Annotated in this window: 14 protein-coding genes, 1 pseudogene and 1 other annotated feature; of the genes and pseudogenes, 7 read left to right on the top strand and 8 right to left on the bottom strand. The window is 34.9% G+C overall.

The features are described 5' to 3' along the window. Positions 1 to 61 precede the first annotated feature (61 nt). Entirely contained in the window at positions 62 to 2104 is a 2043-nt protein-coding gene (locus BTOYO_RS20575; protein WP_000769255.1) for a transglycosylase domain-containing protein, read from the bottom strand. Between the two features lie 312 nt (positions 2105 to 2416). Here BTOYO_RS20575 and BTOYO_RS20570 point away from each other — a divergent pair, with 312 nt between their 5' ends. The 3 genes from BTOYO_RS20570 (at position 2417) to BTOYO_RS20560 (ending at position 4965) form a co-directional block, all read left to right on the top strand. Continuing rightward, entirely contained in the window at positions 2417 to 3037 is a 621-nt protein-coding gene (locus BTOYO_RS20570; protein WP_000231444.1) for a DUF47 domain-containing protein, read from the top strand. 11 nt (positions 3038 to 3048) lie between these two features. Further along, on the top strand, positions 3049 to 4047 hold the full coding sequence (locus BTOYO_RS20565; protein ID WP_000380277.1) for an inorganic phosphate transporter: 999 nt from the start codon (positions 3049 to 3051) through the stop codon (positions 4045 to 4047). A 117-nt stretch (positions 4048 to 4164) separates the two neighbouring features. Further along, on the top strand, positions 4165 to 4965 hold the full coding sequence (locus tag BTOYO_RS20560) for a sulfite exporter TauE/SafE family protein (protein WP_000455753.1): 801 nt from the start codon (positions 4165 to 4167) through the stop codon (positions 4963 to 4965). 291 nt (positions 4966 to 5256) lie between these two features. On the opposite strand, the pseudogene BTOYO_RS20555 reads toward BTOYO_RS20560, so the two are convergent. Further along, positions 5257 to 5488: pseudogene (locus tag BTOYO_RS20555) on the bottom strand (hypothetical protein). A 170-nt stretch (positions 5489 to 5658) separates the two neighbouring features. Here BTOYO_RS20555 and BTOYO_RS20550 point away from each other — a divergent pair. Continuing rightward, positions 5659 to 6171, top strand: a complete 513-nt coding sequence (locus BTOYO_RS20550) for a Crp/Fnr family transcriptional regulator (RefSeq protein ID WP_000600584.1) — start codon at positions 5659 to 5661, stop codon at positions 6169 to 6171. A 30-nt stretch (positions 6172 to 6201) separates the two neighbouring features. Here the strand turns inward: BTOYO_RS20550 and hmpA are convergent, their stop codons facing one another. The 3 genes from hmpA to BTOYO_RS20535 all read right to left on the bottom strand — a co-directional run bounded on the left by hmpA (position 6202) and on the right by BTOYO_RS20535 (position 9301). Further along, complete coding sequence (gene hmpA / locus BTOYO_RS20545; RefSeq protein ID WP_000947322.1) at positions 6202 to 7410, bottom strand: NO-inducible flavohemoprotein; 1209 nt, start codon at positions 7408 to 7410, stop codon at positions 6202 to 6204. 160 nt (positions 7411 to 7570) lie between these two features. Continuing rightward, complete coding sequence (locus tag BTOYO_RS20540; RefSeq protein WP_001228785.1) at positions 7571 to 8089, bottom strand: hypothetical protein; 519 nt, start codon at positions 8087 to 8089, stop codon at positions 7571 to 7573. A 114-nt stretch (positions 8090 to 8203) separates the two neighbouring features. Next, the gene (locus BTOYO_RS20535) at positions 8204 to 9301 is read right to left on the bottom strand and encodes a site-2 protease family protein (RefSeq protein WP_001245427.1); all 1098 of its coding nucleotides are present in this window, start codon (positions 9299 to 9301) and stop codon (positions 8204 to 8206) included. 151 nt (positions 9302 to 9452) lie between these two features. Between BTOYO_RS20535 and BTOYO_RS20530 the strand changes: the two genes are divergently transcribed. Then, a complete protein-coding gene (locus BTOYO_RS20530; RefSeq protein WP_000776284.1) occupies positions 9453 to 9650 on the top strand; it encodes a hypothetical protein in 198 nt (65 codons plus the stop codon). A gap of 70 nt (positions 9651 to 9720) precedes the next feature. On the opposite strand, the gene BTOYO_RS20525 is transcribed toward BTOYO_RS20530, so the two are convergent. After that, positions 9721 to 10572, bottom strand: coding sequence for a YhfM domain-containing protein (locus BTOYO_RS20525; RefSeq protein WP_000865656.1), 852 nt, complete (start codon positions 10570 to 10572; stop codon positions 9721 to 9723). Positions 10573 to 10680: 108 nt separating this feature from the next. Here BTOYO_RS20525 and BTOYO_RS20520 point away from each other — a divergent pair, with 108 nt between their 5' ends. Next, positions 10681 to 11457, top strand: coding sequence for a class I SAM-dependent methyltransferase (locus BTOYO_RS20520; RefSeq protein WP_000026266.1), 777 nt, complete (start codon positions 10681 to 10683; stop codon positions 11455 to 11457). A gap of 39 nt (positions 11458 to 11496) precedes the next feature. Here BTOYO_RS20520 and BTOYO_RS20515 read toward each other — a convergent pair whose 3' ends face one another. Beyond that, complete coding sequence (locus BTOYO_RS20515; RefSeq protein WP_000880630.1) at positions 11497 to 11706, bottom strand: hypothetical protein; 210 nt, start codon at positions 11704 to 11706, stop codon at positions 11497 to 11499. Positions 11707 to 11978: 272 nt separating this feature from the next. Then, positions 11979 to 12237, top strand: a binding site (T-box leader). Between the two features lie 59 nt (positions 12238 to 12296). Here BTOYO_RS20515 and brnQ3 point away from each other — a divergent pair. Then, on the top strand, positions 12297 to 13652 hold the full coding sequence (brnQ3, locus tag BTOYO_RS20510) for a branched-chain amino acid transport system II carrier protein BrnQ3 (protein WP_001099155.1): 1356 nt from the start codon (positions 12297 to 12299) through the stop codon (positions 13650 to 13652). Positions 13653 to 13673: 21 nt separating this feature from the next. Here the strand turns inward: brnQ3 and BTOYO_RS20505 are convergent, their stop codons facing one another. Beyond that, a complete protein-coding gene (locus BTOYO_RS20505) occupies positions 13674 to 14012 on the bottom strand; it encodes a DUF3992 domain-containing protein (protein WP_073990711.1) in 339 nt (112 codons plus the stop codon). Positions 14013 to 14175 lie beyond the last annotated feature (163 nt).

Here is a 14175-nt window from a genome sequence, read left to right as displayed (position 1 = left end):
AGTTTCACTTTATTTTTCATACGAAAAAGAGGCGGATTTCGTTATTCGCCTCTTTCTTCTTTTACCAAAGTGATGGAATCCACTCTTTCACTTTATCAAACCACTCTTGCTGCTCTTGTTTTCTTTGTTGTTCCTGTTCTTTCCTTCTCTTCTCTTCTTCTTTTCTTCGTTTTTCCTCTTCGATTGTTTGCAATTGTTTTTTGTAGTCAGCCTCTGGTATTAGTGATAACTGGAATGCTTTTTGAGCTGGATTTGCATTTGCTTTTTTCATGATATCCCGGAACATCGTCGTCGTAATTTGACTCCCTCCTGGAACATAATGCTCGCTATCTGTTTTATCATATCCTACCCAAATCGCACCTACTAAATCTGGCGTATATCCAACAAACCATGAATCCTTTGCACCATTGCTTGGACCATTTACAATTTGAGTAGTACCTGTCTTACCCGCCGTATCAACATTATTAACTTTCGCTTTTTCACCTGTTCCCTTTTCGACAACACCTTTTAATAAATATGTCATCTTTTGAGCAATTTTTTCACTCGTCACCCGCGTCTCTTTCTTATACCATTTCCCAATCGTTTCACCTTCAGCGTTTTGAATTTCTCTAATTGCATGAGCCTCCACTTGAACACCATCATTTGCAAATGTACTATATGCTTGGGCCATTACAAATGGAGATGTACCTACATGCATTCCGCCTAAAGCAATCGGATACGTACGATCTTCTGGCACTATTGGAATACCAAATCTCTCTAAAGATTTCAATCCTTTATCTAATCCTATTTGTTCTAACAGCCAAACTGCTGAAACATTATACGACTTTGCCACCGCTTCATACATTGTCACATTACCATGGAAGGTAAGATCACTATTTTTCGGTTCGTATTCTTTAATACTAAATGGTTCATCTTTTAATATATCGTATACTTCATACCCTTGTTCTAACGCTGGTACATATACAGCAAGAGGCTTTAACGTTGAACCTGGTTGCCTTTTTAATTGAGTAGCATGGTTAAATTGTAAAAACTGATACGGCCCTCTGCCTCCAACTAAAGCTGGAACACCACCAGTTTTTGGATTCACAAGGACCACTCCTGTTTGCATGAGCTGATCTGAACCACTATCTTTAAAATAGTTATCATTATTCACAACATCTTCTACAGCCTGTTGTTTTTTCGAATCAAGCTCTGTATAAATACGATAACCACCTGCTAAAATCTCATTCTGTGTTAATTCGTACTTGTCCATTGCTTCTCTAACAATATAGTCTACATATTGAGAATATTTACCTTTGTATTTATCATCCACACCACGTTTTAATACAAGACCGGACTCTTTTTCTTTATTGTACTGTTCTTCAGAAATATACCCTTGCTCTTTCATTAAACTTAATACGACATTACGTCGTTCAATTGATTTATTAAAGTTTTTATAAGGCGAATACGCAGACGGCGCTTTAATCAAGCCCGCAATCGTTGCAGCTTCTGAAATTGATAAATCTTTTACATCTTTATCAAAATAAGATTTAGCTGCTCTTTTTATACCCCAAGCCCCTTCACCAAAATAAATTTGATTCATATACATTTCAATAATTTCATCTTTTGTATAAGTACGTTCTATTTTTTTAGTTAGAAAATATTCTTTTATTTTACGTGAGAACGTGCGGTCTTGTGTCAAAAATACATTTTTCGCAAGTTGTTGTGTAATTGTACTTCCCCCTGCTACAACTTCTCCTGCTGTAATATTTTTAAAAACCGCACTTATAATTCCACTATAGTAAATACCGTGATGGTTAAAAAACTCCTTATCTTCTACTGCAACAATTGCCTGAACCATAATGTTAGGAATATCTTTCCTTTTTACGCCTTCTGTTTTAGAAGAAGCCAATTTAGTCGCAACTTCATTGTTTGCATCATAAATTAAAGTCGGTTGCGGAACAGCTTGTTTTAATTCAGATATGTCTTGAATGGAAATTATTATATTTATAGCAATAAATAGAGTAACGAATAAACTGCCCAATACAATTAATGAATTGCGTAGTTTCTTCCTCTCATTGAACCACTCAAGCGTTTTTTTAAAGTGAGTGTTCTTCAATTTCATTCGTTCACTTCCTTCGTTTGTTTACACTCTTCTTTTCAAAAGGAAGAATATACCTCCTTTTAAATTTATTATAATAACGTAGTCCTTCCTATAGTGTAAAGCTTTTCTTTCACATTCATACTTTTTGCAAGAAAAGGACATTCTACAAGTAAGATATTCAATATCGATTATTAATATTATTAATACAACAATGAGAGTTATGTTAAGTTTTTGTAAACTTTTCGATAAAATGTTTTAAAAAACGACAGTTTTTTGTTAGAATTGACTAGCCAATATATTTTACATATATTACTTTTGTGGGGGTAACTAATAATGGTCTTTAAATCAAAAAAAGATAAATTTTCTGAAATGTTAATGAATGTTTCTGAAAATTTAAAAGAAGGCGCGCAATTTTTCGTGGAGTATAAAATTAAAAATGCTAGCGATTTAAAAGAGTTTTCTATGCGCATGAAAGAATATGAGTCAAAAGGTGACTCATTTATTCACGAAATCATTATGGAGCTAAACAAAGCGTTTATTACTCCTATTGAACGTGAGGACATCCTACAACTTGCAATGAGTATGGATGATGTATTAGACGGATTAGATCACGGTGCTGGTCTGTTCGAAATGTATTCTATTACAGAAGCTGATGAATACATGATTAAATTCGTAGAAGCAATTAATCAATGTGCAATTGAAATTGCAAACTCTGTTGAACTACTGTCTAAAAAGAAGTTGGTCGACATTCGTACGAACGCGATTAAGATTAAGGATTACGAATCACAATGCGATGATATTCGTCGTCATGCGATTAAACACTTATTCTCTCGTGAAAAAGATCCGATTAAGATTATTCAATACAAAGAGATTTACGAAGAGCTTGAAGAAGTAGCTGATAGCTGCCAAAGCGTTGCAAACGTATTAGAAACAATTATTATGAAGAACGCGTAAGGAGTTTGATCATGGATACACTCTTGATACTGACCGTTTTAGTAGTCATTTGCGCTTTAGCTTTTGACTTTATCAATGGATTTCACGATACAGCAAACGCTATTGCAACGGCTGTTTCAACGAAAGCTCTAAAGCCTAGACATGCAATTATTATGGCAGCTATTATGAACTTTTTAGGTGCAATGACATTTACAGGTGTAGCAAAAACGATTACAAAAGATATCGTTGACCCATTTGCTTTACAAAATGGTTCTCTTGTAATTTTAGCTGCTTTACTTGCGGCGATAGCTTGGAACTTAATTACTTGGTACTACGGTATCCCAAGTAGTTCTTCGCATGCAATTATTGGCTCAATCGCAGGTGCAGCTATTGCTGCTGCTGGTATTAGTTCATTAAACCTTAAAGGATTCATTAAAATTCTTGAAGCTTTAATCATTTCACCGATTATCGCTTTTGTTATTGGTTATATCGTATACAGTATTTTTAAAGTGGTCTTTAAAAACTTTAACTTAACGAAAACGAATAAAAACTTCCGTATATTCCAGATTTTCACTGCAGCATTACAAGCTTATACACATGGTACAAATGATGCACAAAAAGCAATGGGAATCATTACGATGGCTCTTATGGCCAATAACTATCATACTTCTAGCGACATCCCGTTCTGGGTACAATTATCTTGTGCAATTGCAATGGGTCTTGGTACTTCTGTCGGTGGATGGAAAATTATTAAAACTGTCGGTGGACAAATTATGAAAATTCGTCCTGTAAATGGTGTAGCTGCTGATTTATCATCATCACTTGTTATTTTCGGTGCAACATTCATTCACTTGCCAGTTAGTACAACGCACGTTATCTCTTCTTCTATTTTAGGGGTTGGTGCTTCTCATCGTGTGAAAGGTGTAAAATGGGGAACTGCAAAACGCATGTTAATTACTTGGGTTATTACACTTCCTATTTCAGCTTCATTAGCTGCGTTATTTTACTACTTATTACACTTAATCTTTTAATCAAAAGTCGTCTTCCTTATTTTTCTAGGAAGACGACTTTTTTGTGAACAAGCCTATTTCTTATTAAAAAGCGTGTATAATAATTGATGGACAAGTTATATAGAGGAGTTGGCAATTTTGGAATACATCATGTTACTTTTCATCGGATTAATCGCCGGGACCGTCGGGAGCCTAGTTGGGCTTGGGGGCGGAATTATTATCGTTCCGTTATTAATTGGATTACACAGTTTATCACCACAACTCGCAGTAGGAACTTCTATGGTAACAGTCGTTTTTACAGGACTGGCTTCCACCCTTACGTATATGAAGCATAAACGGGTGGATTATAAAAGTGGACTTATTTTATTTATCGGGAGTGGCCCTGGTGGTATTATCGGATCATGGGCAAATAAATTTTTAAACCAAGATACATTTTCTTTATATTTTGGGATTTTCCTTATTTTAGTCTCCATTCTTCTTATGCTACGAGACAAATTAAAACCTCTTTCCTTATCAAATATGTCTGTCATTAAGCGGTCTTTTACAGATAACAAAGGAAATACTGTACACTATCAATTCCCACCGTTTCTTGCTATCTTTATCGCCTTTATAGTTGGGTTTATATCTGGATTATTTGGAATTGGTGGCGGTGCCTTACTTGTTCCAGCGATGATGCTTCTTTTTGCATTCCCAGCACACATTGCTGTGGCAACTTCGATGTTTATCGTATTTTTATCAGCAATTGTAAGTTCTGCAACTCACATCTCTCTTGGAAATGTTAGCTGGACTTATGCATTAATTCTTATTCCTGGTGCATGGATTGGCGGAAAAATCGGGGCTTATATTAATACAAAATTAAGCGGTAATGCCGTAATTAATTTATTACGTATCACATTAATAATTCTTGGAACTAGATTAATCATTACTTCACTTTTATAACGCGTTCTTTCTAGAATGCGTTTTTTTATACACATGAATATAAAAAAGCTCCTAGGAGAACAAATAAAACTAAACAAACACTTAATAGCATAAAATTTGAAATATGTACCTTCTTCAAGTTGATCACTCCTATAGCTGCGACTGTTATCTTTATGATAGCGAAAAAACAGTTCGCATGCAGTTACAAAGTGCTAACAATGCAAAATCATTTATTACAAATTTTATCCTTTTATTTCATTTCCTTGTATAATCTATCGATTCAATAAAAAAAGATGTCATATTGACATCTTTTTAGTGAAGAAGTGACCATCCCATAAAGTCTTCATGTACTTGGCACGCCCTCTTATCGTTTCGATCATATAATTCAGCATAACTATCTGTTTCTTCATCATAGGCCATCGTATAAATAATTTGGCCGTCTATTTCAACGGATAGAACGACTCCACCTTTCATCTCTTCTACATGCATGAATGATAGCATTCGCCGGTATTCTCATATCCGTCATCTTCATCGCATCTAACAATATACTAAACCCCCTACAGCGTATTCATTGCTAGTACTATTACACACTAAATAGTATACTACTGTAATAGCATACATTTCGTCAATGAAATTGCTGTTTAAATAGCATATTGTCTTTATACATATACGCTAAAATAGAAGAACTAGAAATGTTTAAATGGGGGGCTAATATTGATTCTACACAAAGGAGATGTACTATTCCGTCAAGGCGAGGACGGTCCTTTATATTTTATAAAAACAGGTTTATTAAAAGTGGTTCGACTAGAAGAAGACGGAACACCATTTCTATTCAACATTATCGTTCCAGGTGAAACGATACCTCACCATTCTTTAATTTCGCCGAAGGAATATCACGGTACTGCTATTGCTTTAATAAAAACAGAAGTTGAACCGATTACTAGTAGCGAATGGTACGATAGACTTCAAGCAAACCCTAAATCATATGCCGACATCGCTATGCAATTACAATCGAAACTAAGAATGATGCAACAGCGGATTGACCAATTGTCAACTGTCTCTCCGAAAGAACGTCTTCATCGTTTACAAGAGTGGTTCACACTATATTTAGGTGACATTCCTATATATGAAATATTAACGCAAACTGAAATTGGTCAACTGATAGGTATACGCCGTGAAACAGTAAATCGGCTGTTAAGAGAACAAATAAAAAACGAGGTAAAATAATACCTCGTTTTTTGCTTATTCAAACTCACCCTATTGTAAGCTTGCTGCTGGACCAAAAAATTCATAATGAATATGCTCTTGTTTCACACCTAAATCAATTAGTGCAGTATTTATATGCTTCATAAATGGCACTGGACCACAGAAATAAAATTCTGCTTCAGTTGTCGGAATAATAGTTTGTAACCATTCACCTTCAATGAATCCTTCTTTATCAAAGTTTTTTATTTCCAAATCTTTTTCAGTCGGCGCAGAATAGCAAGTGTATGCTTTAACTTGTTCGTATTCATTGTCTACTGCCTTAACGTGTTCTTTCATCGCATGTGTAGTACTATTTATCGCTGCATGAACAAAATATACATTACGTTTTGAGTCTTGTTCAATTAACGTATTTAACATACTCATCATCGGTGTAATACCTACTCCACCACTAATTAGTACAACTGGTAATGTTGAATCCATATTTAATACGAAATCTCCCGCTGGTGCACTTACTGGCAGAATATCTCCTTCCCCTACATGATCATGTAAGTAATTAGATACTTTACCACCTGGTGTATCTACACCTTCTTCTTTTTTTACACTAATACGATAATATTCTTTTCCAGGAGCATCAGATAAGCTATATTGACGATTATGTGTATATGTTTCACCTTCAATATTTATTTGAATTGTTACATATTGTCCTGGGATGAATGAAGAAACTTTCCCGCCATCTTCAGGTTTTAAATAAAATGATGTAATAACGTCACTTTCTTTCACTTTTTTAACAACTACAAAGTTTCGGAAATCTTTCCATCCACCTTCTTTATGTGCAGCCTCTTCATACATCTCTGCTTCAATGCTAATGAATGCATCAGCAATGACTCCATACGCTTCTCCCCATGCATTTAAAATTTCATCAGGTGCACCTGCGACCTCTTTAATCGCTCGTAGTAAACATGTACCCACAATCGGATAATGTTCCGCTTTAATACCTAAACTTCTATGCTTATGACCAATTTGTTTTACAACTGGAATAATTGCTTCTAAATTATCAATGTACATCGCAGCTGCATAAACAGCATTTGCTAACGCTTGTTGTTGTCTTCCCTTTTTCTGATTCGTGTGGTTGAAAATATTCAATAACTCCGGATGTTCCTCAAATAAAATTTGATAAAATCTCGTTGTAATTTCAACGCCTTTTTCTTGTAATAATGGTACTGTTGATTTTACGATTTCAATTGTTTTTGCACTTAACATTGTATCCCACTCCTCTATTTCCTTAACTGTTTTTAGTTTAACTGAATTGTATTATACACATTGTGATTTTAATCACTATTAACACGGTGTTTTTGTGAAAAATATATGAACATTGCACTTACAAAAAGAAAATAAGCCAACTAGAATGCTAGCTAGCTTATTATTTGGACTGTATTGCTTGTTCAATTACCCTTATATCTTTCCCATCTCCAAATTCTGTATACCCCCAGATGTTCGTTTCGCCTCTATATTTATTTACGATAATATCTAAGTCATGGTATACACGATGGGCATAAACTACATACTCAATATTTTGAAGCTCCACACCTTTTTTTACAATTTCATAACTTCTATTTACATCACGTTTGATCTTTTCATTTTTTATTTCTGTATGTATGTTTTTTAAAGATGATTCTTGTTCTTGAAACCATTTCTTTAAATGGTTCCAGTCCCCGTCTGTATAATTCTCTGCCTTACCATAATTTAAGAAATTATTATAACTTTCATGTGTCGTACGAATAAAATCAAGCACTTTTGTCTCTTCTTGTACCGCTTCTATTTGAGCTATTGTATTTACCCCAGCGGGCTTATTCGCATAATGTAATAGCACTTTCATAAGACTATAACTCGCAATGATCATCACGATTATAATGCTGAACACACTTAGCAATTTCCTCATATACAGAACTCCTTTTCTACTATGAATATTACAATAGAGTGTTTCACTTCTATCATTCGCTCGTAGAAATACAATTCCTGTTTAAATTCTTCCTATCATTTCGACACTATTTTTCTACACATTTCGCCTTGGCAAATGCTCCTGTAAAACAATATAACCTTCATAAGCTGTATAACCAAGTATAGCTATTAATCCGATATAACAAGCGAATACTGTCCATTTCGTTTTCGCATCAACTTTATAATAGTTTTCTTTTTGTACTTTTTCTTTTTCCCATTCATTTAATCGTCTTTCCGCTACTTCAAATGCCTCCCTGATGTAAATTGTATACTCGTCTTTTTCATCCTCATATGGAACATAGTCTAGCGGCTCAAACTTCGGCAAAAGATGCTCTAACACTTCCATTCTTTGAAGTTCCCCTGTTTTTAATTCTTTTGCATGCTCTCTTTGTCTTAATACATTCATCTCATGATGCATCATGTATATAGTCCGATGCACAGCACCAGTTTCTTTTAGTTCCTCTTCAAGCTTAGCAACATATTCTTTCATTCCATCAATTCTATAACCTAATTCTTTAATCGGCTCATCTCTCTTTATTACTCTATATAGTTCCATACAGCCGATAATGAAAATAAATCCTCCCAAAATACTTTTAAAGTAAATTGAATAGCCTAGCAATAAAACAAGCCCTGCTCCCCAAATTTTCGTACTTACAACTGAAATAATCCGGCCACCATCTAGCGGTGAAACGGGAATTAAATTAAAGAAATTAATCATACTTCCAAGCAAAATAACAAGTGCCCAAAACGGCTCTTTCGTGATCATATAAAGTGGAATAGCCGGTAAAAATGAAAGTAATCCGAAAAGAGGCCCCATATAAGCAATATACGCTTCATCTTTTGCGTTTTTCGGCATCTCTTTCATTCCAATAAGAGCCCCCATAAATGGAATGAAGATTGCCGGTGATGTAGGTATCCCTTTTCTTCTTGCCGCCCATAAATGACCCATTTCATGAACAAATAACAAATAAACAAGTGCTACTCCAAATTTCCAACCATATATAACTGCGTATGCACCAAGTGATAGAAACATACTAAATACAGTTGAAAACTTTGCTAATTTAAAGATTGCGAATACCCACTTTAGCTTAGATAGTAAAAATAACCCTATTGCAACAATAATTCCCCATAATCCTTTTTTATTATTTCTCATGTCCCTCTCCTTTATCTTATTGAAATGAGCTATATGCACCCATTTCAGTTTATTCTATTCTCTATTATGACACATTTTTTTCTTTTCTTAGAAATAATGTTTATATCATCCATTTTTAGACAAAAATACAAATGAAAGGAGGTAGATACAAATGAAATTACAATCTCTCATTATAGGTGCTCTCTCTTTCTTAGCCTCAACTCTTATTTTTTATACCGTTAGCTACCTATTATTATTAGATTGGTTGCCAAATCACTTATTCATCGCTCTTATGATTCTATCCGCTCTTATGATTTCATTTCTTATTACACGAAAATCCATAAATGAGCCATCTGCAAAAGCAAAGTAATAGAGAGGGGATTCTCTCCCCTCTCTATTATCATTTCCTAGGAAAGTCCATATAGACTTTCCTATTCACTTTATCTTTGTAAATCCATTTTTTCACCATACTCTTTAACAATTTGAATGATATTTTGAAAAACGCCTATTTTTTCTTTTTTATTATTTAATATTTTCAAATCATAATTTTCATAATATGTTTCTAATGCTTTTAATTGTGATAATGAAGCATCTTTTATCGGAACAGTAACATTCAATTCATACTGTTTATACCCCTCCTTTACTTTTTCACCTGAAATCATTTCACTCTCTTTTGCTCCAATTAATTTTTGAACCTTTTCCGGGAAAATCAATTGCAAATAATATTCTTGTTCCTGTGCTAACTTGTTGTAAAGTGATTGCGAAATCGTATAACGTACCTTATAATTCATTTTTTGATCCCCTGCTTTAATATGAAACGCTGTAATCTGCAAATCTTTTTTCGTTACTTCTGTTAAAGGATCAACCTGTATCTCGTCTTCTTTTTGTTCTGGAATCTTTGGAAATATAGACAAAAGTTTTTCCGTATCTTTTTCGTTCAACATGTACATAGCCTTCTTATATTGCAGCCACCCTCGTCGATCTTCTCCTCTTAACCATGCATAATACTTTTCTTTTTTCCCATCTCTACTAATTTGTATTTCATATTCAGGTTCACCAAAGCTACCTGTTATTTCTTGTTTTTCCGCATTATTTATAATATCTATTACGGCCTTAACTTCTGACTCCTGTAACTTTTTCTCTTTATGTTTTTTTTGTATAACAGTTATCCCTATTGTTTCTTCCACTTCATTCACCGTCTCCTCTACTTGTTTCGTTTCTTTCTTTTGTTCTGCTTGACCACACGATGCTAGTAAAATCACACATAAAACCATTACATACTTCACTTTCAACTCAATCCCTCTTTTCTAATAAGAAATCCTTATAACCTTCATATAAGAAACAAAAACATGAGATCATATTAAATAAGCTATACTATACACTGAAGGGAGGATTTTACAATGTCCATTAATTTTCATGATGCAAATAATAAGTACACATATGCAACTAGAAATGCCCATGTTTCTTGGGAGGAAATGATAAAAAACATTACAGATATACAAAACAAACAAATAATTGACATAGGCTGCGGCGGTGGTATTTACACGAAAGAACTTGCTCTTATGGGAGCCAAAAATGTTGTTGGACTTGATTTTTCAAAAGAGATATTACAAGCTGCAAAAGAAAATTGTAGCGGCTTTCCAAACATTTCATTCATTCACGGTGATGCACATAGCATCCCATATCCTGATGAAACATTCGACATAGTTATTTCGCGCGCAGTTATTCATCATTTACAAGACATTCCTACATTTTTACGTGAAGCTTCTCGTATATTAAAGAAAAACGGTGTACTTATTTTACAAGATCGAACCATTGAAGATTGTACAATTCCAGGAAGCCCTGAACACATTCGCGGATATTTTTTCTCGGTATTTCCAAAACTCATTGAAATCGAATCAAAAAGAAGACCAAAAACTGCTACTATACAGCAAGAATTACAAAAGCATTCTCTTCACGTGTTCCCTTCGCAAACACAATGGGAAGTACGAAAAATACACGATTCTGTAGCAGCATTACTACAAGACTTATCTCCTCGAACCGGACGATCCATTCTATACGAATTAACAGATCATGAGCTTGCTCAACTTCTACATCATATCCAAATCGCATTACAAAACATCTCTCCTATTATTGAAAGAGATCGGTGGACAATTTGGAGCGGCAGGAAATTGTAAGGAAGGAAGCCTCACAAATGAATGTGAGGCTTCCTTCTTTCATAATCTAATTTTGCAACACTCTTGATATCCTCCACTTCTGGCCTGTGCACTCCCACACTTCGGACATACTAAATATCTAGACTGATTTGTCAACAAACTACCTTTTTGAAAGAGTAAAACTTCTGCTTGTTTAAACGAACGCGAATAATATAACCACATAAAACCAATTATAGCAATAATGCCAAATAATACTCCCATCGCAAGCATTTCAGTCACCTCTTTTGGTTTGTTCTTTCCAGCAAGTGGATTGTTTTATTATTCTCTGTAAATTCTATTAATACCTTCTTTACTCCTATAAATATCAACTTTCTCTACAAATTTTACAATTCTCTACAACTATTCACTCCCGTTTTACACTTCATCATTTCCTTCACAATAACAAATATCATCTTCGATATTTCCGCATATAAATATATCTTCCAAAAAACATATTGACTTTCAAAAAAAAACATGCAACAATACTGTCAGAATACTTGAACTAAAATTCATTGACGAGAACGAGTACGTTATAAGACTGTTCCCCAGAGAGTTGGCGATTTGCTGAAAGCCAACGTTCAGTGCGTAGCCGAAAATCATCTCCGAGAAGTAGAACCGAATGTTACAGTAAGTTCTTACCGGCTGTCCCCCGTTACAAGGAACACGTATCATGTTGTACGTTGCAAAGCCGTATACATATAGATTTATTTCTACATGTATAAATTAGGGTGGTATCGCGGGTAAATATAACTCGTCCCTTTCTTTAGGGGCGAGTTTTTTGTGTTCTTACAAATGAATTTTAAAAAAGGAGGAAAAAAACAATGAACACTGTATCAAAAAAACATATTTTTTTCACAGGTCTTATGCTATTTTCTTTATTTTTTGGGGCAGGTAATTTAATTTTCCCTCCCATGCTTGGACAAAATGCAGGTGAAAACTTTTGGCCTGCAATGATTGGATTTTTACTAACAGGAGTCGGCTTACCTTTATTAACTGTTATTGCAATTTCTTTATCAGGAAACGGTATGCAACAACTTGCAAGTCATGTTCACCCATTATTCGGAATTTTCTTTACCGTAGTTGTATATATTGCAATCGGTCCATCTATGGGGATTCCGCGCGTCGCTAACGTCGCCTACGAAATGGGTGTTAGTTCTTTCTTACCAGAAACAATTCGCTCTAGTAGCCTAACGTTATTTTTATACACAGTCATCTTCTTTGCTATCGTATTTTGGCTTAGTTTAAATCCATCTAAACTTGTTGACCGTATCGGAAATATATTAACACCTATTTTATTACTCTCTATTTTCTTATTGTTTGTTAAAAGTGTATTTACACCACTTGGGCAATCCGGACAAGCAATGCAAGAATATCAAACTTCCCCAATCTTCAAAGGTTTTATGGAAGGATATTTAACGATGGATACTATTTCAGCACTTGCATTTGGGATTATCGTTGTAAATGCCATTCGCTCTAAAGGTGTGAATGATCGTAAAACCATTGCCATTGCAACAGCAAAAGCAGGATTTATTGCTGCTACCGGACTCGTACTTGTATATGGCGCACTTGGCTGGCTCGGTGCGACTAGCGTCTCTCTCGGATACGCAAAAAATGGTGGACAGCTACTTACTGTTATCGTACAACAACTATTCGGTCCATATGGTCTTCTTCTATTGTCTCTTATCGTTACACTCGCTTGCTTAACGACATGCGTTGGACTCGTATCTGCATGCAGTCAATATTTCGCAACATTATTGACTACATTCTCATATAAAGCATTCGCGAGTATCATTTGCGCATTAGGGTTACTAGTTGCTAACTTAGGTTTAACAAAAATTATCGCCATCTCTGTTCCAATTCTACTTGTTGTATATCCAATTGCGATTGTACTCGTTCTCCTATCGTTACTACATAAATATTTCGGCGGTTATCGATCTGTTTATGTAGGTGCTTTATTCGGGGCAGCAGTTGTGAGCGTATTTGACGGATTAAAACAAGGCGGTATTCCAGTTTCATTTATCACACCCTATTTTGAATTTATCCCTTTATATAATGAAGGAATAGGCTGGCTAGTACCAGCATTAGCCGGAGCTCTTATCGGCCTTACTATCGCTAAGCTAAGCGGTGCGAAAAAAGTTCCCCTACTAACCGAATCCAGCGAAGCAAAAGCATCCTAAAAAACTACCGAAGGAGTTTTTTTACATTTGATAAGCAGTATGATTAAAGCTGCTTATTTTATACGCTTTCGTATAATATTCAATATTTGTATCAACTGTCTCTACTTTGACAACATCATAGCAATCTTCTTGCTTTACTAAAAATAAATAATACTCTTCTGTCGCCTCAATAATTGCAATTTTATCTGTTTCAACATTATATTGTTCACAAAGCGCTTGTAATGCGTTCACATAGTCCCCTAATTTTTTAGACTTATCCATTTCGAATATAGTTTGAACTAACATATACATTCTCCCCTCTGTATGTACTGTTAACAGCTTGATGATAACGCTTACATTATTTATCGTCAATAAAAAGATGCAACGATTTTACTGCCAAATCCAAATTGATGCAAGCTAATAATCAGCGAGGAATCTCCCCCGCTGATTAAAATTTCACTTTCCCCCGCATTAACGGGCAGTAAGACTCCCCCTCAAAATCCAGCGAATACGAGGAAGGTAAGCGGGAGATAACTGCCCGTAA

The sequence above is a fragment of the Bacillus toyonensis BCT-7112 genome, assembly GCF_000496285.1.
In the GTDB taxonomy this organism is placed as follows: domain Bacteria; phylum Bacillota; class Bacilli; order Bacillales; family Bacillaceae_G; genus Bacillus_A; species Bacillus_A toyonensis.
This window is presented reverse-complemented; position numbering and strand designations above follow the sequence as displayed.

Excerpts from the sequence above, each read along its gene's own strand:
- BTOYO_RS20575 (WP_000769255.1), bottom strand. The coding sequence starts at position 2,104 with ATGAAATTGAAGAACACTCACTTTAAAAAAACGCTTGAGTGGTTCAAT.
- BTOYO_RS20570 (WP_000231444.1), top strand. The coding sequence starts at position 2,417 with ATGGTCTTTAAATCAAAAAAAGATAAATTTTCTGAAATGTTAATGAAT.
- BTOYO_RS20565 (WP_000380277.1), top strand. The coding sequence starts at position 3,049 with ATGGATACACTCTTGATACTGACCGTTTTAGTAGTCATTTGCGCTTTA.
- hmpA (WP_000947322.1), bottom strand. The coding sequence starts at position 7,410 with ATGTTAAGTGCAAAAACAATTGAAATCGTAAAATCAACAGTACCATTA.
- BTOYO_RS20540 (WP_001228785.1), bottom strand. The coding sequence starts at position 8,089 with ATGAGGAAATTGCTAAGTGTGTTCAGCATTATAATCGTGATGATCATT.
- BTOYO_RS20535 (WP_001245427.1), bottom strand. The coding sequence starts at position 9,301 with ATGAGAAATAATAAAAAAGGATTATGGGGAATTATTGTTGCAATAGGG.
- BTOYO_RS20530 (WP_000776284.1), top strand. The coding sequence starts at position 9,453 with ATGAAATTACAATCTCTCATTATAGGTGCTCTCTCTTTCTTAGCCTCA.
- BTOYO_RS20520 (WP_000026266.1), top strand. The coding sequence starts at position 10,681 with ATGTCCATTAATTTTCATGATGCAAATAATAAGTACACATATGCAACT.
- BTOYO_RS20515 (WP_000880630.1), bottom strand. The coding sequence starts at position 11,706 with ATGCTTGCGATGGGAGTATTATTTGGCATTATTGCTATAATTGGTTTT.
- brnQ3 (WP_001099155.1), top strand. The coding sequence starts at position 12,297 with ATGAACACTGTATCAAAAAAACATATTTTTTTCACAGGTCTTATGCTA.